This window comes from Nesterenkonia muleiensis (assembly GCF_003600155.1).
In the GTDB taxonomy this organism is placed as follows: domain Bacteria; phylum Actinomycetota; class Actinomycetes; order Actinomycetales; family Micrococcaceae; genus Nesterenkonia; species Nesterenkonia muleiensis.
Window position 1 is genome coordinate 41,864 of sequence record NZ_QWLD01000046.1, and the last position, 20,249, is coordinate 62,112.

Annotated in this window: 18 protein-coding genes; 10 read left to right on the forward strand and 8 right to left on the reverse strand. The window is 64.6% G+C overall.

What is annotated here, in order from left to right; genetic code table 11:
* Positions 1 to 65: 65 nt before the first annotated feature.
* Entirely contained in the window at positions 66 to 200 is a 135-nt protein-coding gene (locus tag DVO78_RS18200) for a hypothetical protein (RefSeq protein ID WP_274380771.1), read from the reverse strand.
* 54 nt (positions 201 to 254) lie between these two features.
* Here DVO78_RS18200 and DVO78_RS13860 point away from each other — a divergent pair, with 54 nt between their 5' ends.
* On the forward strand, positions 255 to 743 hold the full coding sequence (locus DVO78_RS13860) for a YajQ family cyclic di-GMP-binding protein (protein ID WP_120005562.1): 489 nt from the start codon (positions 255 to 257) through the stop codon (positions 741 to 743).
* A 21-nt stretch (positions 744 to 764) separates the two neighbouring features.
* Here the strand turns inward: DVO78_RS13860 and DVO78_RS13865 are convergent, their stop codons facing one another.
* On the reverse strand, positions 765 to 2,015 hold the full coding sequence (locus tag DVO78_RS13865; RefSeq protein ID WP_120005564.1) for a Na/Pi symporter: 1,251 nt from the start codon (positions 2,013 to 2,015) through the stop codon (positions 765 to 767).
* A 273-nt stretch (positions 2,016 to 2,288) separates the two neighbouring features.
* Between DVO78_RS13865 and DVO78_RS13870 the strand changes: the two genes are divergently transcribed.
* Positions 2,289 to 3,161 (forward strand): M48 family metalloprotease, encoded by an 873-nt coding sequence (locus DVO78_RS13870; RefSeq protein ID WP_120005565.1) that lies wholly within the window; start codon positions 2,289 to 2,291, stop codon positions 3,159 to 3,161.
* 109 nt (positions 3,162 to 3,270) lie between these two features.
* Here DVO78_RS13870 and DVO78_RS13875 read toward each other — a convergent pair whose 3' ends face one another.
* Positions 3,271 to 4,719, reverse strand: coding sequence for an FAD-dependent oxidoreductase (locus DVO78_RS13875; protein ID WP_120005567.1), 1,449 nt, complete (start codon positions 4,717 to 4,719; stop codon positions 3,271 to 3,273).
* Positions 4,720 to 4,922: 203 nt separating this feature from the next.
* On the opposite strand from DVO78_RS13875, the gene DVO78_RS13880 reads away from it, so the two are divergent.
* The gene (locus DVO78_RS13880) at positions 4,923 to 5,351 is read left to right on the forward strand and encodes a hypothetical protein (RefSeq protein ID WP_120005569.1); all 429 of its coding nucleotides are present in this window, start codon (positions 4,923 to 4,925) and stop codon (positions 5,349 to 5,351) included.
* A gap of 2 nt (positions 5,352 to 5,353) precedes the next feature.
* A complete protein-coding gene (locus tag DVO78_RS13885; protein WP_120005571.1) occupies positions 5,354 to 5,854 on the forward strand; it encodes an HIT family protein in 501 nt (166 codons plus the stop codon).
* 185 nt (positions 5,855 to 6,039) lie between these two features.
* Here DVO78_RS13885 and DVO78_RS13890 read toward each other — a convergent pair whose 3' ends face one another.
* Both DVO78_RS13890 and DVO78_RS13895 read right to left on the reverse strand, forming a co-directional pair.
* The gene (locus tag DVO78_RS13890; RefSeq protein ID WP_120005573.1) at positions 6,040 to 7,086 is read right to left on the reverse strand and encodes a polyprenyl synthetase family protein; all 1,047 of its coding nucleotides are present in this window, start codon (positions 7,084 to 7,086) and stop codon (positions 6,040 to 6,042) included.
* A gap of 11 nt (positions 7,087 to 7,097) precedes the next feature.
* On the reverse strand, positions 7,098 to 7,817 hold the full coding sequence (locus DVO78_RS13895; RefSeq protein ID WP_274380772.1) for a demethylmenaquinone methyltransferase: 720 nt from the start codon (positions 7,815 to 7,817) through the stop codon (positions 7,098 to 7,100).
* Between the two features lie 104 nt (positions 7,818 to 7,921).
* Here DVO78_RS13895 and DVO78_RS13900 point away from each other — a divergent pair, with 104 nt between their 5' ends.
* Positions 7,922 to 9,250 (forward strand): isochorismate synthase, encoded by a 1,329-nt coding sequence (locus tag DVO78_RS13900; RefSeq protein WP_120005578.1) that lies wholly within the window; start codon positions 7,922 to 7,924, stop codon positions 9,248 to 9,250.
* A gap of 547 nt (positions 9,251 to 9,797) precedes the next feature.
* Here DVO78_RS13900 and menD read toward each other — a convergent pair.
* Together menD and DVO78_RS13910 are read right to left on the reverse strand one after the other, a co-directional pair.
* On the reverse strand, positions 9,798 to 11,672 hold the full coding sequence (gene menD, locus DVO78_RS13905) for a 2-succinyl-5-enolpyruvyl-6-hydroxy-3-cyclohexene-1-carboxylic-acid synthase (RefSeq protein ID WP_120005580.1): 1,875 nt from the start codon (positions 11,670 to 11,672) through the stop codon (positions 9,798 to 9,800).
* On the reverse strand, positions 11,662 to 12,645 hold the full coding sequence (locus tag DVO78_RS13910) for an o-succinylbenzoate synthase (RefSeq protein WP_238385321.1): 984 nt from the start codon (positions 12,643 to 12,645) through the stop codon (positions 11,662 to 11,664). The genes menD and DVO78_RS13910 overlap by 11 nt, the downstream gene beginning before the upstream one ends.
* A 118-nt stretch (positions 12,646 to 12,763) precedes the next feature.
* Between DVO78_RS13910 and DVO78_RS13915 the strand changes: the two genes are divergently transcribed.
* The 4 genes from DVO78_RS13915 to DVO78_RS13930 all read left to right on the forward strand — a co-directional run bounded on the left by DVO78_RS13915 (position 12,764) and on the right by DVO78_RS13930 (position 17,668).
* On the forward strand, positions 12,764 to 13,732 hold the full coding sequence (locus tag DVO78_RS13915) for a phosphatase PAP2 family protein (protein ID WP_157984049.1): 969 nt from the start codon (positions 12,764 to 12,766) through the stop codon (positions 13,730 to 13,732).
* Between the two features lie 15 nt (positions 13,733 to 13,747).
* A complete protein-coding gene (locus DVO78_RS13920) occupies positions 13,748 to 14,695 on the forward strand; it encodes an HhH-GPD family protein (protein ID WP_120005582.1) in 948 nt (315 codons plus the stop codon).
* Positions 14,696 to 14,782: 87 nt separating this feature from the next.
* Positions 14,783 to 15,931 (forward strand): FUSC family protein, encoded by a 1,149-nt coding sequence (locus DVO78_RS13925; protein WP_238385317.1) that lies wholly within the window; start codon positions 14,783 to 14,785, stop codon positions 15,929 to 15,931.
* Positions 15,932 to 16,144: 213 nt separating this feature from the next.
* Positions 16,145 to 17,668 (forward strand): hypothetical protein, encoded by a 1,524-nt coding sequence (locus DVO78_RS13930; RefSeq protein ID WP_120005584.1) that lies wholly within the window; start codon positions 16,145 to 16,147, stop codon positions 17,666 to 17,668.
* A 69-nt stretch (positions 17,669 to 17,737) separates the two neighbouring features.
* On the opposite strand, the gene radA is transcribed toward DVO78_RS13930, so the two are convergent.
* On the reverse strand, positions 17,738 to 19,111 hold the full coding sequence (gene radA, locus DVO78_RS13935) for a DNA repair protein RadA (protein WP_202912200.1): 1,374 nt from the start codon (positions 19,109 to 19,111) through the stop codon (positions 17,738 to 17,740).
* Positions 19,112 to 19,247: 136 nt separating this feature from the next.
* Here radA and DVO78_RS13940 point away from each other — a divergent pair, with 136 nt between their 5' ends.
* On the forward strand, positions 19,248 to 20,123 hold the full coding sequence (locus tag DVO78_RS13940; protein WP_120005588.1) for an AraC family transcriptional regulator: 876 nt from the start codon (positions 19,248 to 19,250) through the stop codon (positions 20,121 to 20,123).
* Positions 20,124 to 20,249: the final 126 nt, after the last annotated feature.

Genomic DNA, 20,249 nt, shown 5'->3' on the forward strand with positions numbered 1-20,249 from the left:
ACCGCAGAAGCGACGTCGTCATCCTCTGCTGCGGGTCTCAGACACCTATCCTCAGGCGAGAGAGACTAAGCGGGATGCGCGCGGCATGTGAGGACAGGTGGCTTCACCTGATCCCAGACGATGTACTCGTGCTCGTGCCGGACGCTGGCCGCCTCGAAGGAGAAGTACTTCGGGTTGACCTCCTCGCTTCGCAGAATCACACACCAGTAGTCTTGTACACCAGAGGTGACCACAGACAGTTAAGGAGAGCCGTGATGGCCAAGGAATCGACGTTCGACATCGTGTCCAAGGTGGACCCGCAGGAGGTCTCCAATGCGCTCAACCAAGCCGCCAAGGAGATCTCCCAGCGTTACGACTTCCGGGGCACCGGGGCCGCAGTGGAACAGAGCGGAGAGATCATTGTGGTGACTGCCAATGCGGAGGAGCGGGTCAAGGCCGCCAATGATGTGCTCGAATCCAAGCTGATCAAGCGTGGGATCTCGCTGAAGTCCTATGAGGCCTCCGAGCCCAAGCAACTGGGCAAGACCTACCGGATCGAGGGCCAGATCAAGGAGGGGATCGACCAGGCCACCGCGAAGAAGATCTCCAAGCAGATCCGCGACGAGGGCCCGAAGTCGGTCAAAGCCCAGATTCAGGGCGATGAGCTGCGCGTGTCCTCCAAGTCACGGGATGATCTGCAGGCGGTCATCGCCATGCTCAAAGACTTTGACGACGCGGCACTCCAATTCGTCAACATGCGCTGACTCTGCGGCCGGCGCCGTGGTTCACAGGAGGATGATCAGAGCCAGCGGCAGGACGATGAAGATGCCCAGCACCCAGGCGAAGGCGGCCAAGGTGCGCTCGGCGGCCAGGCCGGATAGCCACTCAGCCCCCTTGGGCGGAATGTCGCGGACACCGGGGATTCCGTAGATCACGGCGGTGCCGAGCACGTTGAAGAACAGGTGGACCAGCGCGGCGGTCAGCGCGATGGTGCCCAATGCGCCGTCGAAGGCGAAGGCTGCCACCAGGGCGGTGATGGTGGTACCGATGTTGGCACCCAGGGTGAAGGGGTAGATCTGGCGCAGGCCCAGCGCACCGGAGCCAGCCAGCGGGACCATCAGCGCAGTGGTGGTGGAGGAGGACTGAACCATCACAGTCACCAGGGCACCGGAGCCGATGGAGGTGACCGGCCCGCGCCCGATCGCAGTGTTGAGCACTCGCTGCGCACGGCCCACCAGCAGGGCTTTGAGCTTACGGCCGATCAGATTGATCACCGCCAGGATCAGTCCAATGGCAACAACGATCATCGCCACCCCAGCCCAGATCCCGGGCAGCCAGCTGAGGCTGAAGGCGATGAGGTCGGCCAGCGGCGTCGTCGCCCCTTTCACCACGGTGCCGATGCCGCCGAAAATGACAGCGAGGAACCCGGCCTCCGCCCCGGAGAGCGCCCCGGCGGCGGCAGAGGCCAGGCGCTCCAGCAGCCCGAAGGCCATCTCCAGGGGCAGGAAGATGGCCACCGCCAGCAGGTTGAAGAAGTCGTGGACAGTGGCAGCCGCGAAGCCTCTGCGGAACTGCGCCTTGTCCCGCACCATGCCCATGCTGACCAGAGTATTAGTCAGGGTGGTGCCGATATTCGCCCCTAGGATGATCGGCACCGCGATCCCCAGCGGAAGTCCACCGGCCACCAGACCGACAGTCACCGAGGTGGTGGTGGAGGAGGACTGGGTCAGCGCGGTGGCCACGATGCCGATCATCAGTCCCACCACGGGGTTGGCGGCGAAGTCGAACAGCTCGGCGGCGCGGTCGCCTGCGGCCAGAGAGAATCCGGAGCCGATCACATTGACCGCAGTGATCAGCACATAGACACAGATAGCGACGGTCAGCCAGTCCAGCACCGAGCGGGTTCGCGCAGAGAACTTCCCGCGCCGACCTGGTCCTCCGCGCACCCCCGAAAGAGCCGAAGGTGCGGGCAGCGGCCCCACCGAAGCCCCGGGGGTCAACGTCTCCTGCTTCTCCGGGGCTGGCAGTACGGCCATCAGCTCTCCGTTCGCACGTCTAAGAGGGGTGCCCCTCCACGTCACTTGGAACTCTTCGGTTCCGCTGTCCTCTGCAGACTGACAGCTCAAAGTGAACTTCAGGTAAACGCCTATGAAACTTCGCTCAAAAACACTGCGGCTCTGCAGAAGCCCTCACAGCTTTCGGTCCCGGACCAGCCTGACAGGGCGCCTCCGCAGAGGCGGGAAGATCAGACCCGTAGAATGGCGTTGTTTCTGGTGAGGACCAGTGACGCAACAACCGACGGGAGCCCCATGCACCAACATCACGGACGGCTGCGCACCGCAGGACTGCTGGCGTTTCTGTTTGCCATGGTGCTGCTGGTGGGGGCGATCGTCGCCTACTCCACCCAGGAGCCGATCTTCCTGTTCGTCTTCGCCGGCGTCGGGCTGTTCTCCGTGGCCTACTCCTACTGGAACTCTGACAAGATCGCCATCCGGGCGATGCGCGCCTATCCGGTCAGCCGCGACCAGGCTCCTGCCCTTTATCAGATGGTCGAAGAGCTCGCTCAGCGCGCCCAGCAGCCGGTGCCGCGCATCTTCATCTCTCCCCAGCCAACGCCCAATGCCTTTGCCACCGGGCGAAACCCGGACAAGGGCGTGGTGTGTTATACCGAGGGCATTCTGAACCTGCTGACGCCGCGGGAGCTGCGCGCGGTGACCGGCCATGAGCTGATGCACATCTACAACCGGGACATCCTCATCTCCTCGGTCGCGGCAGCGGTGGCGGGGTTCCTCACCACTATCACCCAATTCTTCATCCTCTTCGGCGGTGGCCGCGGCCGCGGCAATCAGAACGTTGTGGCGCTGGTGGGCGGACTGCTTGCGATCATTCTGATGCCGCTTGCCGCAGGACTGATCCGCTCAGCGATCAGCCGCACCCGGGAGTACGACGCCGATGCTGACGGGGCAGAGCTCTCCGGAGACCCCCTGGCACTGGCCTCAGCTCTGGACAAGCTGGAGAACGGCATTTCGAGGATCCCCCTTCAGGAGGACCCCAAGCATGATGCCCACGCGCACATGATGATCGCCAACCCGTTCGGGCCGCGGGCCAAGCAGATGTTCTCCACCCACCCACCGATGGAGGACCGGATCGCCCGGCTCAAGGACATGGCCAGGCAGAGCTAGTCCCGGCGGCGGGGAAACCCCGCCAGCCTCTCGGTCAGCTGCCGCTGACCATCGCACCTGAAGTCGTCGCTCCGCTCCTCACGCGTGGCTTCGCGCCGCAGAGCCAGCGCTAAGCGCGGGAGATCCTCACCATGTCCTCGCGAGGCACGACCTTGACACGTTCCCGCTGCACAGGCCCGGATTCCGTGGCCGCAGACCCAAGTGAGACCTCGTGTGCGTCGAGTCTCAGCCAGCCTTCCCACGTGGTGTACTCCACACCGCGTGATTCCAGCAGTGCGGTGATCGCATCCTCCTCGGGGTTCTGCGCCTGCGGCAGGCGACCGGCGTCACTGAGCAGGCAGTCGATGGTCTCCAGGGCGTCACCCTTGGTGTGGCCGATCAACCCCACCGGGCCACGTTTGATCCACCCAGTGGCGTAGGTTCCTGGGATGTGGCGGCCCTGCTCATCGAGAACCCGGCCTTCCTCATTGCGGATCACGCCCTTGCGCTCGTCGAACGGAATGCCCTCCACCTCGGAACCGAGATAGCCGACAGCACGGTAGACGGCCTGCACGTCATAGTCCAGGTATTCGCCGGTGCCGGCCACATTGCCGGTGCCGTCAAGCTCCATCCGTTCGAAGCGGATCCCGGCAACTTTGCCAGTGCCCGAGCCGTCGTCGTTCTTGCCCTCCAGAATCTCCACCGGCTGGTGCAGGAAGTGCAGGTGCAGCCTGCGTGAGGCCTCCGGCTCATCAGAGGCCGCACGCTCCTCCTGCTCCACCATCCAGTTGGCCAGGGTGTTGACCATGGTCTTGACCTGGTTGTTGGTCTTGATCTCCTCATCGGAGGCCTCGTCGAAGTCGAAGTCCTCCTCGTTGAGCACGATGTCCACATCGCGTGAGTGCGAGAGCTCGCGCAGCTCCAAGGGGGTGAACTTCACCTGGGCGGGTCCGCGGCGGCCGAAGACATGCACATCGGTCACCGGAGAAGCCTGTAGCCCCTGGTAGACGCCTTCGGGAATCTCGGTCATCAGCAGATCATCGGCGTGCTTGGAAAGGACCCGGGCCACATCCAGGGCCACATTGCCGTTGCCGATCACCGCGATCTGCTCGGCCTCCAAGGGCCATTCGCGCGGGTAGTCGGGGTGACCGTCGTACCAGGAGACGAAGTCAGCGGCTCCGAAGGACCCTTCAAGATCGACTCCGGGAATGTCCAGCTCAGCATCTTTGATGGCGCCGGTGGCGAAGATCACCGCGTCGTAGTGCTCCCGCAGGTCCTTGATGCTGAGGTCAGTACCGATGTTGACATTGCCCAGCAGCCGGATGTCGCCGCGGTCCATCACCTTGTGCAGCGCCTTGACGATGCCCTTGATCCGAGGGTGGTCCGGGGCCACGCCGTAGCGGATGAGCCCGAAGGGAGCCGGGTAGCGGTCGAAGAGGTCGATCGAGAAGCGCAGGTCATGCTTCTTCTGGGACTTGGCCAGAATGTCCGATGCGTAGACCCCGGCAGGACCTGCACCGATGACTGCGACGCGGATGGGCCGGAAGCTGTGAGTCTCAGACACTGCGGATTCAGACACGGTGCGGCGGGTTTCCTTTCATCGTGCGCGCACTGCGCGCGAATTTACCTCAGGACAGTATGCCTTATTAGTCAACGCAACACCCCCTTCTCCTTCTTCCCGTTCGGGGGCGCAGTCTGACTGCTTATGGGACTCAGAGCAGTCCAAAGTACCGTCAGAGTGTGTCGAGGAACGCCCGGATGGAATCGCATAGAGTGAGTTCTATGGCGGAAATGTTCCTGGAGAAGTTCAAGGCCCTCGTCCCGAAATACCTGGATGACCAGTGGACTGACCGGGAGGGACTCACCAGCGAGGAGCTCAGGGATCTGCTGGCCGACTCCGAACTGCCCGGCAGCACACAGCTTCCGCTGGTGCTGGAGGAGCTCTACCTGGCCCTGGGGCGGTGCGAGGAAATCTTGGAGGCCTACCACTTCATCTTCGACCCCGACGAGCTGGTGACCGAGGAGGGGTACCTGCTGTTCCTGGAGGACGAGGAGGAGCACTGGGCCTGGGGCGTGGAGCTGGCCGATCTCATGGTGCCCGACCCACTCGTCCACCGGCGCAATAACGACAAACACCAATGGTCCCCTGAGGGAGCCACTGTCAGCGAGTTCCTGTTCGACCTGCTTGAGTTCTCCTTCGAAGAGGACTGAGCATGGACACCCGAGACTTGTGGCACTCCCACGCGCCTGATGGCTACATCTGCCCCTTCTGCCAGTTCGCCGCCGGCGACGTCTCCGACCACGGCAACCGCTGTGAGCTCAGCGACCTGGTCTACCAGGACGAGGACCTGCTGGTGTTCATCGCCTGCGACGGGTTCGGTCCCCATGCCGGCCACGCGATGATCATCCCCACTGCCCACCGGGAGGCCCTCTATGACCTGGAGGACGAGCTGCTGACCAAGATCAGCCTCTTCTCCCGGCATGTGGCCCTGGCGATCAAACTCGCGTGGAACCCCGAAGGCACCAGCGTCCGGCAGCATAATGAGCCCGCCGGAAACCAGCATGTGTGGCATTACCACCTGCACGTCTTCCCCCGCTACGGCGACGATATGCTCTACCGGCAGATCCGCCACCCGCTGGAGGTCGGCTATCGGGCCAGGCTCGCCCGCGAGCTGGCCGCCGCACTGGAACAGATCCTGACTGCGCACGCCTGAGGACCCCGACCGCCCCACAGTGCGCGTGTTGTGCAAACCTGCGGATGACAACTAAGTGCGCACGTTATGCGCACCTGCGCGGGAAATAACCCGCGCACAGTTTCACAGCCTGCGCACTGTACAGGCTGAACGTCACACGGCAACACCCACGGCTGCAGAGCGCGGGCAGGGAATCTGGAAGACGGCTAGCCGTGGCGCTCGACGACGGCATCAGCGAAGCTCAGCAGCGAGGACTTCACCGTGGACTCCGGAAGCGGTGAAATCGACTCTTTGGCCTTGGCAGCCCAGCTGCGGGCCACCTCCCACGACTCATCAGTCACCGGATGGGCCACGATAGCCGCCACCGCCTGAGCCAGTTCAGCATCTCCGCTCAGATCCTCCTCGACCAGGGCCAGGACTGCACGAGCCTGCTCATTGTTCTCCGCAGCAGGATCTTCGGCGGTCCTGCGCAGCAGCAGCACCGGCAGAGTGGGCACTCCTTCACGCAGGTCAGTGCCGGGAGTCTTGCCGGAGGACGCGCCGTCGGCAGTGAGGTCGATGACGTCGTCGGCCAGCTGGAAGGCGATGCCGACTGCCTCTCCGTACTGCTGCAGCATCTGGGAGACCTCCGGCTCCGAGCCCCCATAGTAGCACCCGAGCCGGGCCGACGAGGCCACCAGGGCGCCGGTCTTGTCCGCGATCACCCGCAGGTAATGCTGGTAGGGGTCTTCGCCCTCCCGTGGGCCGACGGTCTCGTGCAGCTGACCCATCACCAGCCGCTGGAACGTCTCGGCCTGGATCTTCGAGCCTTCGTCCCCGAGTTCGGTCATCAGCTGTGAGGCCCGGGCCAGAATCAGGTCGCCGGTGAGGATCGCCACCGAGTTGCCCCACACCTCGTGGGCGCTGGGTGCGCCGCGCCGCAGCGGGGCGGAGTCCATCACGTCATCGTGATACAGAGTGGCCAGATGGGTCATCTCCATCACCACCGCAGCCCGCAGGACCCGTCCATCAATGCCGCTGCCCAGCAATGAGGTCAGAATGGTCAGCAGCGGCCGCACTCGTTTGCCTCCGGCCTCAGCAAGATAACGAGCCGCGCTGTTGGCGAGCTCATCGGTGCTGGAGAGCGCGGCCAGAAGCTGCTCCTCCACGGCGTCGAGCGCTTCGGTGACCTGGGCGCTGAGCTGCTCGTCTGCAGCGAGCACATCAAAGCCTGCTGGCAGATTGATGGTGGGGGTGTGTGCTGGTTCGGTCATCGGGGTCAAGCTTAGTTGGTGCCGCCGGGCTTGTAGGCATGATGGATGGCGACGACGCCCCCGGTCAGATTTCGGTACCGCACTCGGGACCACCCGGCCTCGGCAATGATGGCTGCCAAATGGTCCTGGTCGGGCCAGGCCCGAATGGACTCGGCCAGGTAGACATAGGCCTCCGGGTTGGAGGACACCGCCCGCGCCACCGGCGGCAGGGCACGCATCAGGTACTCGTTGTAGATGACGTTGAACGGTGCGAACGTCGGGTCGGAGAACTCCATGACGGCGAGCCGACCGCCGGGAGTGGCCACCCGCAGCATCTCCCGCAGGGCCACCGAGACATCGGCGATGTTGCGCAGCCCGAAACTGATGGTGACGGCGTCGAAGCTGTCATCGGCGAACGGCAGGTCCATCCCGTCTCCGGCGACGAAGGTGAGCTCCGGGTGCCGTCGTTTGCCCACCTGGAGCATGCCCATGGAGAAGTCGCAGGCCACGGCGGTGGCACCGGCACGTTGGAAGGGCACGGTGGAGGTCCCGGTCCCGGCGGCCAGGTCCAGCACCTGCTCCCCGGCTTTGACCGCGAGCGCATCCACCAGCCTCTTCCGCCACCGGACGGTCTGACCGAAGGAGAGCACGTCATTGGTGATGTCATAGCGTTCAGCGACATCATCGAACATGGACGCGACGTCCTGCGGTCTCTTGTCCAGGTCGGCCCGGTTCCCTGCGCGGCGATTCACCCCAGCATTCTCGCATGAGCCACGCCCCCCTTGCCTCACCAGGGCTCTGCGGACGAATCACACCGGGTACGTTTCGCCTGGCAGCCGCGTAAGATGGTCAGGCCATGCCTACTCCCCCGGATACTCGCCACACCAGCGTGGTGGACGTGGATCTCGATCACGGGCTGCTGGGCATACTGCCGCAGCTGAGCCCCAGCGGAGTCTGGATCCGCGAGGGTGAGGGGATGATCGGGCTCGGAGTCGCGGCGAGCGCAACGGCGGCGGGGCCACAACGGTTCGCAGAACTTGCCGCCTTCTGGGAGGCGTGGATCGGTACGCTGAATGTGGGGGCCGAAAATGGCGATTCGGATGCCACCGCGGAAGATGATCCTGTGGCATTCCTCTCGGTCACCTTCGCCGCGGACTCGCAATATGCATCACGACTGATCGTGCCGGAGGTGCTCATCCGGCACCAGGCAGGCCGTGCCACTGTGTTGTGCATCACGGAGCGGCACGAGCCTGGCGAGCAGGTTCTGCGCAGGCACGGGCTACGGATGGATCATCACGGGCTGCTCACCACCATCGGCCCACCGGTGGGCCGCACAGTGCCAAACACCTCCCTGCTGCCCGGCGCCCAATCCGAGCGGCAGTACCTCGACGGCGTGACGGCGGGGCTTTCGGCTATTCACGACGGAACCGTGGAGAAGCTGGTGCTTGCCCGAGATGTGCTGGTCTCAGCCTCCGCACCAGTGCCCACCGGGGTACTGCTGGCCCGCCTGGCCGCCGAGTACCCGCAGACCTGGACCTATGGTGTGGCTGCGGTGCCGGGTGCTCCGCAAGCGCTGGTCGGGGCGACCCCGGAGATGCTCGTCAGGCTGCGTGGTGACCAGTTGTCCTCTCGCGTGCTGGCCGGGACCATCGACCGTGCTGAACGCACCTCGGTCCTGGTGCAGGATGCCAAGCAGCACCGTGAGCACGGTCTGGCGGTCGCCTCACTGCTGGACCAGCTGAGTACGGTCACCGCGACTCTGCAGGCCCCCGATGAGCCCAGCGTCCTGCAGCTTCCCAATGTCTATCACCTTGCCAGCGATATCACCGGCACCCTCTGCCCTGACTCCACCGGACAGCTGCCCAGCCCGTTGCGGATCGCGGAGGCCGCGCACCCCACCGCTGCCGTCTGCGGAACACCCACGACGGCGGCCGCAGAGCTGATTGCCCAGCTTGAGGGTATGGACCGCGGGCCCTATGCCGGGCCGGTGGGATGGATCGACACCCGGGGCAACGCGGACTTCGGAATCGCTCTTCGCGGCGGGGTGCTGGAGGATCCGCGTACGCTGCGGCTGTTCGCCGGATGCGGTGTGGTGGAGGGCTCCGAGCCCGAGGCTGAGCTGGCCGAGACCCGGGTGAAGCTCACTCCTATGCTCGAGGCGCTGGGGCTGGAACAGTTCCGCTAGCCCCGCTGATCAGAGAATGGCACCGCTGACTCAACAGTTCACGTTCCCAGTTGTTGCTGAGCCCGGCGCTGCCTGGATCGTCCCGTACAACATCGACTGCATCCAGCCCGTCCCGCAGAGTCTCCAGGGGTGGGCGAGATGTCAGATCTGCCGGATCGCATGGCGGGTCACCCCTCACACGCCCAGTCCCTGGCCCCTCACCATTGTGCCTACCAACCTGAAATCGCCGTCTCCTTCCACCCCCACCGGCCCTGCCAACCTGAAATCCCGTAGCCCACGGAAATGGAGGTTGGTAGCAGGAGAAATCAGTTGGCAGGGCGGCCTGGACGGTCGATGCGGGCAAGTACCGGTTGGCAAGGCAGTCTGGGCGACCGGCGACGAAGTGGGCGTGGTGGGCCGGGCGGAACGGACGTCGCTCAGCGTGGGCTGGCACCTTGTCCGCTCTGAGCAGTGCGATCATTTGGTCCCCAGCAGCAGCTCCAGCGTGTCAGCCCCTCAGAAATGATGCATGCACGCAGAATGCGCATCTGCCCACCGAGGGTCCTCCCTACAGCTCAGCGACGGCTTCTGCGATCTTCGCGTGGAGGTCCCGCAGCCGACTGCGGTCGGTGCGGATCTCGATGATCCTGATGCCGAGCCGGTCATCGGGGTGGGCAAGCGCCCGGCTCAGCTCATCAAGATCCTCTGCATAGATGTACTCATGCTGGTAGGCGTCGGCGAGCGCCTCAAGGTCCACCGTCTGCGGGGTCCCGAAGAGCCTTTCGACCATCTCGGCCAGACCGGGACGGCGGCCGACCTCACCATGCTCCAGCTGGTCGAAGATCGCCCCGCCGGAATCGTTGATCACCACCACATCCAAATCCGGTGTCTGCTCGGTGGAGGGGATGAGCAGCGCATTGGCATCATGCAGGAACGTCAGGTCACCCACCAGCGCAGTGACCCGCTGACCAGTTGTCAGCGCGATGCCGGCCGCAGCGGAGACATTGCCGTCGATCCCTGCGATTCCACGCAGACCATAGATTCTCCGGGATCGGGCGGACGCGGCGGGTCTCCTGGTGCTGCCGGGCAGTCTGCGGGTCAGCGCGACGGTGAGGTCCACATCCCTGATCACCGAGGAGGACCCCAGGAGCAGCGGGGTGCGCACTGTCTCTGCCACAAACTGTGCTGCGCGCACCGAACTGAGGCCCCCGGCGTCGTCGTCCTCTTCACGCAGGACCGCATCGACCGCGCTCTGGGCCTTCAGCCCGGCTTCCTCCCAGGCACGGGCCCAGGCCGGTTCGGCAGCACCCGCGAACTCAGCCAACTCCTGGCTGCCGGTGATCACCCGCCTCGGGAGCCTGGCATCGTGCCAGGGCTCAGCGGCCGGGGCGTACTGCACCACCTGGAGATCCTTCCGCGCGATCAGCTGCTGCACCGGCCTGGTGAGTGTGGGGCGTCCGGCAACCACCACTCGTTCCACCCCCGCCAGCAGCTCCGCTGACCAAGAGCCTGGCGGGGGCTGCAGCAGCAGCCGATATGCCTGCACCGGCCCCAGGTCCGTCCATCGCGCACCAGATGTCGGTTCGGCGAGCATGGGGTGGCCCAGTCGGCGGGCCAGCTCCACGGCTTCGGCAGGCGCTTGATGCCCCATGACGAAGAGCACCCTGCCTGCCCCCGAGGGCGGAACTGCTGGTGCGGCGACGTCCTGAGTCCCGGCGGAACCTCTGCCGGGCCGCAGGGCACCCAGAGCCTCCGCGGCCTGCAGATGCTCAGTCGGGGTCAGGGGCCGCACGGCACGGCAGAGACGTTCTGGCTCAGCGGGCACCAGCGGGTCGGTGAACCCGATGTTGAGGTGCACCGGACCCGGGGCGGACCGTGCTGTGGCCGTGCTCGCCGCCCGGACCAGCAGCGCAGCCTGAGTTTCGGCGGCAAGCATGTCATCGCGTGAGACCGGCTCCAGCCGCAGCTCGCCCTCGGCGATCGATGTCTGCTCCAGGTGCAGCTCATCGCGCACCCGGCCGGTGAACATGCCCCGCTGCCAGACCGTCTGGTTGGCCCCGGTTCCGTGCAGCTCCTCCGGCCGGTCCGCGGTGATGACCACTAGCGGAACCCCGGACATATCGGCCTCCATCACTGCCGGCAGCAGGTTTCCGGCTGCTGTGCCGGAGGTGGTGACCACGCCGGCCGGCTGACCGGTGGACAGGGCGATGCCGAGCGCGGTGAACGCCGCTGAACGCTCGTCGGTGCGGACGTGGGTGGTGAGGGTGCCCAGCTGTTCGGCCTCGGCCAGCGCATAGGCCAGCGGGGCCGACCGCGAACCGGGGGCCAGCACCACATGCCGCATCTGAATGGCCAGTCCGCGCAGGACCCGCCTGGCCAGCCGGAGCGATTCGGCGTCATAGGAGTCGTCGAACTCCCGGAACGGGCCCCTCTCAGCTGACATGGAGTACATCGTAGGCCGCACGGAGGCGGTCGAACCACCAGGACTCCCGATCACCGGTGATGCGGAACCGGTCGAGCAGCTCCGGATCCGGCTCGGGGGACCGCACGACGGCGCCTGCTGGGGTCTCTGCCACCGGCACCTGGATCACGCCTCCGGAGGGCACCAGCGGCTCAGTCACCAGCTCACCGGCGAACAGGGTGACCGTGCCCAGGCCGCAGGAATAGGGCAGCTCAGGCAATCGCGCAGCCAGAGCGAGTCCGGCGCTCAGACCGACCGAGGTGTCCAGGGCGGAGGAGACCACGGCAGGCATTCCGGCCTGCTGCACAATACTGAGCGCCCGGTCGACCCCGCCCAAGGGAGGGACTTTGACCACGATGAGATCCGCAGCACCCAGCCGGGCCACACGCAGCGGGTCATCTGATTTGCGCACTGCCTCATCCGCGGCAATACGCACCATGACACCCGACTCGTGAAGCTGTTCGCGCAGATCGGCCAGCGCCTCGATGCCTGCGACGGGCTGTTCGGCGTATTCCATGCTCTCCCCGGCGATCTCAGCGATCCGGCCCAGGGCGCGCACTGCCTCGGGGATGCTCCAGGCACCGTTGGCGTCCACCCGGACTCCGGCTTTCGGGATAAGCCTGCGCACCTCGGCGAGGCGAGCGACGTCGTCCTCCAGTCTCTGGCCGGGCTCTGCGACCTTGACCTTGACTGCGGGGATCGCATCCAGGTCTCCGTACCTGCTCAGGACCGGCTCCACCTGCTCGGGGCCGACCGCGGGAAGGGTGGCATTGACCGGCACCTGGGTCCGCAGCGGAGCGCCCAGCCCCCGCCACCCGGTATGAAGGGCCGCTCGGAGCCAGTGAGCGGACTCCTCCGCCTGGTACTCGGGGAAGGGCCCGAACTCGGCCCAGCCGGCGGGCCCCCGCAGCAGCATGACCTCCCGGGCAGTCTGTCCGCGGAACGTGGTGCGCATGGGCAGAGCGACCGGCCGCGCGCTGTCGAGCAGCTCATCAGGGCCAGGCAGAGGATGGTTCAACACAGTTCTCAAGTCTATGTTCGGTGAATGGATGCTCAGCTGGGACAATATTCGCATGTCTTCAGCTGCGCTGCGCGCGCCGGCCCGGCGCACTGGCTTATGGATCGTCGCCACTCTGATCTGCGGGGTGCTCTTCCTGGCGGTGTACGAGTACTTTGTGCGCACCGAGTCTGGGCAGTTCCTGGACAATGTGATGCGGCTGACCGCTGACCACTTTGAGCATCCGCTGCCGCATCTGAACCCGCAGAACCGGTGGATCGCGGTGATCATCGTGGCGCCTCCCGCGGCCATCTTCGCCACTATCGTCCTGGCCGGCCAGAAGTACCTGGCCGGGCTGATCGCCGCAGGCACGGTGGTGGCGGCAAACATCTCCACCCAGGTGCTCAAGTACGGAATCCTCGACCGGCCGGATCTGGTGGGCAACCCGACCTACTGGACGAACAACTCTCTGCCCAGCGGCCACACCACTATCGCTGCGTCGGTGGCGGTGGCGGTGTTCCTGGTGGCCAGCCCCAAGGCTCGCCCGGCGCTTGGCGTGCTCGCCGCGCTCTGGGGCGGCGGCTGGGGCACCTATCTGTTCATTGAGGCGTGGCACCGGCCCAGCGATATGGTCGCGGCCTATCTGGTGGTGGCCGCATGGGGTCTTGTGGGCGGTTGGCTGATCTTCCGAGCGTCTCCGAAGGAGAACACGGTGATCACCGACGCCGAGCCGGATGTGGCGCCTGCTGCCGGTCTGTGCTGGTTCTTGGGCATAGTGCTGACCCTCGGCGGTGTGCTGTGCCTGTTCTTCGCAGGCGGCTGGTCGGGCCTGGCGCAGTCTATGGAGAGCCCCAGCCTGTGGCCGTGGGTCGCCGGCGCGCTGCTGACCTTCGGCCCCGTGTTTCTGACCGCGGCTGCTGGCATCAACTTTTTTGGTGTTGAGACTGGTCGCAGGGCGCGCGGTGGCGAGGTTCCTACCCACAAGGGTCACCGGATCGTCTATCCGATCCCTCCGGAACTGCGCACCCTCTACGAACGGGTATAGGGCAATAGAGGTCCCATGTCAGCACCTGCGACCGATGCCGTCGTCTCACCCGGCCCCGTACATACCGCCGCCATCTCCTGGTATCAGCATGCCGCTCGCGATCTGCCCTGGCGCCGTCGGGAGTGCTCCGCCTGGGGCGTCCTGGTCTCGGAAGTGATGCTGCAGCAGACTCCCGTGGCTCGTGTCCTGCCGCGGTGGCAGGAGTGGATGCGCCGCTGGCCGACTCCAGAGGCTGCCGCCGCGGCACCGGCCGCTGAGATCCTCACCGTGTGGGACCGGCTGGGCTATCCGAGGCGGGCGCTGCGCCTGCAGCAGGCGGCCCAGGCAATCGACGACCAGCATGGCGGCCACGTCCCCTCTGCGGCGGACCAGCTGCGGGCGCTGCCGGGAATCGGCGAATACACCGCGGCAGCGGTGGCCTGCTTCGCCTTCGGGGCACCGGAGGTGGTGGTCGACACCAACATTCGGCGGGTCCACGCCAGAGTGTTTTCCGGCCATGCCCTTCCCGGCAAGACCTACACCGCCGAGCAGCGGAAGCTCGCCCGCGATGTCTTTCCGGACCCTGAGCGCGACGGCGGGCAGTTCGCCTGTGTCTGGAACATCGCAACCATGGAGCTGGGTGCGCTGGTGTGCACCGCACGCTCCCCGAAGTGTGATGAGTGCCCTCTTGCGCAACTGTGTGCCTGGCGCCTGGCCGGATCACCGCCGCCGACCGATGAGCAGCAAACCCGGGGGCAGACCTGGGAAGGCACCGACCGGCAGGTCCGCGGGGCACTGATGGCCGCTCTTCGCGCCGGCGGGCCGGTCCGGCGGCAGCCACTGATCGAGGATCTCCCGCTGCCGGCTGCGGACATGGATCAGCGGCACCGCTGCCTGGAATCTCTGCTGGGCGACGGTCTGGCCGAGCAGCGCGGTGGCGTCGTGGCCCTTCCCGGTGTGCTCCCTGACCCAACCCATGTGTGAAAACTGGAGGACCACCCCACTGGAGAGTTCCCATTCCCACAGTTTTCGCGCACCGCTTCTGAGACGAGACCGCTCTAGACTTCTCCTGTGAGCACACGTCCTGGCCATCTGAAGCACCTGCTGCGTTCGGCACGCCGGGTGGTCGCCAACCGCAGTCGCGCAGGTGCTGTGCGTGCCCGCCGTTCGATGCTGCCGGCGCTGCAGATGACCGCCGCAGGCGTGGGGGCTTATCTGGTCTCCGAACAGGTGCTGGGCCATGAGACACCACTGTTCGCCGCCGTTGCCGCGCTGATCGCCATGGGCTTCACCAAGGAGCCCCGCCTGCGCAAAGTGCTGGAGGTTGCCGTGGGATGCACCCTGGGGGTGCTGCTGGCGGACATGTTGACTCTGGGGCTCGGGGCGGGGATTCTGACCGCTGTGTTCGCGGTCTTTCTGGCGGTGATGCTGGCGCGCTTCCTGGATCCAGGGCCGATGCTCGCCATGCAGATGGGGCTGCAGGCTCTGCTGGTGGTGATGGTCCCGGTCCCGGCCGATGCCGCACTCGGACCTTTCACCCGCTCGGTGGACGCCGTGGTCGGCGGCACCACTGCTCTGCTGATCACTCTGATCACGCCCAAGGATCCGCGCGGAGAACCGGTCCGGGAGCTCAAGGGCGTTGCCGATCAGCTCACCGCCTCACTCCGGGACACCGCTGCGGCCCTTCGCACCTCGGATTCCCGGCAGGCCTGGCATGCGCTGATCCGCGCGCGGGGCCTGCAGGCGCAGGTGGACGACACCACCAAGGCTCTTTCGGCCGCCAAAGAGCTGACCGGGTACTCTCCGGCGCACCGGCGGCACCGGCACTATGTTCGCCGTCTGGACCGGACAGCGGACAAACTGGATCTTGCCGTGCGAAGCCTACGAGTGGTGGCCCGGCGCACAGTGAGCACCATCGACCATGCCGCGCTCAGCGATGCCGGCACCATCAACCTGGCCACCGCCCTGGATGACCTGGCCGATGCCACAGTCCAGCTCTCCCGGGCGTTCAGCGAGTCCGGGCCGGGCTTCGACCGCTGGATGGACACCGCCCGGGACTCCCTGGCGGCTGTGGCCACCCAGATGCATCCTCAGCGGCTGGACATTCACGATCTGGAGGGCGAGGCACTGGTGCTGCTGGTCCGGACCATGTTGGTTGACCTCCTGGAGGCTGCCGAATGCGAGCACGACGACGCCGTGGCGTACCTCCCCGGCCTCTAGCGCGCGCTCATTATCCAAGGTCTGGATGGGCCTGCCTCACCATTTCGATTCTCTGAGCTCCTGGCAGCGTAAGGCGAGACACAGGGTACGATTTCTCACATCGGGGACCCACCGCCCAAGGGCGAGTCCACGAATCAAGGGGAGAGTTCGCATACCTCGACAAGATGTTGAACGCGGAACATATGCACTGCAGAAGAGTTACGAAGAAATCGGATGAATGAAGTGAGAAGATCCCGAGACATCACTGTTTTTGTTTCCTCAGCCAAGAACACGCTGCTCTTGATTCGTCGCAACAAAGAGAACCGCCAGGGAAGAGTTACCCGGATAAATGACGCTGACGGCACCTCAGGTATAGCGAACGCGGAACCGGCGTCACATGGCAGTTCCAACCAGTATCCGAACACAGTCGCTGATTCGGCACCGACGGAGGAGAAGCCCTCACCTAGCGGTCCTCGGGAAGCAGAGCACACTCCGAAGGATGAACAGACTATAGCCGATGAAAGAGATCGCCTGGCAGAAATCATCGCTCAGCGAATCTTCACGTACCTGCTTGTTGGCGTTTTCACCTTTGTGCTCTACGCGGTGTTGGCACAAATGACCGCAAGTCTTGACCTCACCCCGAGAATAATTGCGCCTCAATATCGCGCAGATCTGGTTTTGGGAGCCATGGCCATCGTCACCACAGCAGCAGTGGCGCTCCAGGTGATGGTGCGAGTACCGGGAATCACGCGACCCAGAGATCATGAGTTTTTAGCCAGACGGCGAATATACGCGCTGGTCGGCGATATCGTTGGCATCGTCGCGGGCCTACTCACCGTTCAAGGTTTGAGACTCGCAATGAACACAGCGCCGGATGAAGGTGATTACACAAGCCTATTCGGTGTACTCGCCCTCGGTGGGCTGACTATATTCTTTGCCGCCGATGTGAGCGCGGCGGGAGATATGAAAAACATCCGCCATATCGTGACAAAGGTCAGTCGAAACCGTGAGATAGCGCGCTTAAGAGCTCTTCAGGAATCACTCGGCGAAGGGGTCGGCAAGACCATCGGTAAACGCTGGTGGGCGCTGCATATTGCGCTCGTTCTCCTTGTGCTTGGTCTCTGTGCAGGAATCGCGTGGCTGCTTACTTCCCAATCTTCCACAACACAGGCTCAGCTGTCTGCGTGGCTGATGAGTAGCTCCCTGCTCATCCTGATACCTGTCACCTACGGCTTCGTCTGTGTGCGATCCAGGAAACCGTGGGAGGCGACTCTCAGCTCTTTCGCCGCCATTGGCCTGACATTCGTTTTCCTGTCCTTTTCAACAGAGATTCCTGTAACGCTTGACGTTCCCGACAGACAGCTTGCTAGCCTGATAGGCACCCTCGGCGTGTATCTTTCTGTATGGATAATCGGCTTCGCTCAAGCCATCATCCCACGTAGCGCAGTAAGTCGCCTTCAATACAGCGCGCTGGAAAAACGAGTGAGAAACCTGGAAAACGGAAATGCGAAACAGAACGATAAAGAATCTTCCAGCGAAATAAGAACTCGACTATCGTGCGGCTGCTTGCTATCTATAGTGCCCGTAGTGGGCTTGATTTACTCATACGCTGCCATGCAATGGTACAAGGCGCTCCCGCCATCGGAGCAGACAGAGGATGATCAGCGTCGATTCACACGCCTCGTCCGGTGGAACATCATTATCAGAGTCGTCGTGGTCATCATACTTATCACGACGTTCATCATGTTGAGCGTCTGACGTCTTTAGATTGTCTACTGTGCACAAAAGGTCCAGTACCCCCATCTTCGTGCGAGCAGAGTTCACCCTTTAGAACAGCACGAGATCCAGCGCTTCGGGAAGTGATCCGACTTCCCGCACCGCCAGTCCGTCGGGAATCCCGTAGCTGTCATCACTGCGGTTCTTGGGCAGAATGGCGTGGGTGAATCCCAACCGCTTGGCCTCCTGGAGACGCCGGGCCAGCCCCTGCACCGGTCTGACCTCTCCGGCCAGACCGACCTCTCCGAAGGCCAGGAACCTGTTGGGCAGCGGCTTCTCCAGCGCGGCGGAGGCCACCGCCATCGCCACGGCAAGATCCGCGGCGGGCTCGGTGATCTTGACCCCGCCCACGGTGGCCACATAGGCCTCGGACTTCATCAGGACCGCCAGCTTGGCGCGGCGCTGCAGCACCGCCAGGAGCATCGAGACCCGTGGCGAGTCCAGCCCGGAGACCGCGCGCCGGGGCTGGGCGGCTTGAGACTCAGCCACCAGGGCCTGCACCTCGGCGGTCAGCGGTCTGCGGCCCTCCAGGGTGATGGTGATGCAGGTGCCCGGCACCCGCTCGGTCATCGCGGAAACGAACAGTCCGCTCGGATCGGCCAGTGAGACCAGTCCGTCCTCGGTGAGGTCGAAGCAGCCGACGTCGTCGGTGGGTCCGTAGCGGTTCTTGACCGCCCGCAGCAGCCGCAGCCGGGAGTGCCGGTCGCCCTCGAACTGGCAGACCACGTCCACTAAGTGCTCCAGCATGCGCGGTCCGGCGATGCTGCCGTCCTTGGTGACATGGCCGACCAGGATCGTGGTCATATTGCGGCGTTTGGCGGCTTCGATCATTGAGGCGGTCACCTCACGGATCTGAGTGACACCGCCTGCGGCACCGTCGGCCTCTGCTGAGGACAGGGTCTGCACCGAATCCATGATGGTCAGCTGCGGGTCAACCTCCTCGATCTGCCCCAGCGCCTGACCCAGATCGGACTCGGCGGCCAAGTAGAGTCCATCGGCCAGTGCGGTGATCCGCTCTGCCCGCTTCTTCACCTGGGCGGCCGATTCCTCTCCAGTGAGGTAGAGGACCTTCTGCTGGGAGTGTTTTCTGGCGACTTCCGCCGCGGCCTGCAGCAGCAGCGTGGACTTGCCCACTCCGGGCTCACCGGCCATCAGGATGACGGCTCCGGGGACCAGCCCACCACCGAGTACCCGGTCCAGCTCTCCGATGCCAGTGGGCCGGAACTCCGCCACGGAGGAGTCCACCTCCGCGATGGCCTGCGCCGGAGCGGTAAGGTTCCGCGCGGGCGCGGTGCTCGCCGTCACCACACCCTTCTCAGCAACTGTTCCCCAGGATTGGCACTCCGGGCAACGGCCGACCCACTTGACGGTCTGCCAGCCACATTCAGTGCATTCGAATCCCGTGGTCGACTTCTTCTTGGCCATGACCATCAGCGTATCCGCAACCCCAGATGTCTCTGGGTGCGGTCACGTCCTGATCCGACATGATGGGGCACAGATAGTCGAACATGAGGCCCGTGAGCGCTTCTAATGTGGAATCTGTCAGAAAGGAGGTATCGGAATGGACCAGTGGAACGCCGCAGTCCTGAGCATTGAAGAGAGTCTTGAGGAGCCGATTGATGTGCGGGAACTCGCACGTCTGACCCTGACCTCGGAGTATCACTTCCGCAGGATGTTCTCGGCGCTGGCCGGGATGCCGGTCTCGGACTACATCCGGCGGCGCCGTCTCACCGTCGCTGCCGCTGCGGTGCTGGAGGGGCAGGACGCCATTCAGGACATCGCCGTGCGGTTCGGCTACGCTTCCGCCGATGCCTTCAGCCGCGCTTTCCGCGCCGTCCATGGGGTTGGGCCCCAGGACGCGCGCAGAGCCGGCACCGCGCTGCGGGCCCAGCCGATGCTGCGGTTCGCACTGAGCATTGAAGGGGCAGACCAGATGGAATACCGCCTGGAAACCAAGGACGCTTTCACCCTGGTGGGAAGGCGCCGCAGGATGCCGATGATCTACCACGGCCCCAATCAGGAGATGATCGCATTTCAGGAGGACGTCGGCGAAGAGACCCTGGAGGCGATCCATGCACTTTCTACCACCGAGCCCACAGGAGTGTTCTCGGTATGCGCTGAGTTCGAAGAAGGCCGCGATGATGGAAGCATGTTCGATTTCTGGCTGGCTGCCGCGACCAAGGTAAAGCCCGACCAGCAGATCATCAGCCAGCACGGACTGGAGACATCCCAGGTCCCTGCCCACACCTGGTTGGTGCTGGCCTCTGCTGATGCTGAGGTCGAATCGGTTCAGCAGCTGTGGCAGGATGCCTATGGTAAGTGGTTCCCGGCCAATCCCTACAGCCCGGTGGAGGGACCTGAGCTGGTGACCACGGTGTACGCGCAGGACTGGACGCCGCTGCACTCAGAGCTCTGGCTCGCGGTTCAGAAGGGGTAGAGCTCATGCCGCGTTTAGACCACAATCGAACATGTATGCTAAGTCGACTCATTCCTCGAATGAGTGATTAGGTATCGTTCGATACTGTTTGGCAACATTCGAATACGTGGAGAGTTCCGCGAGATC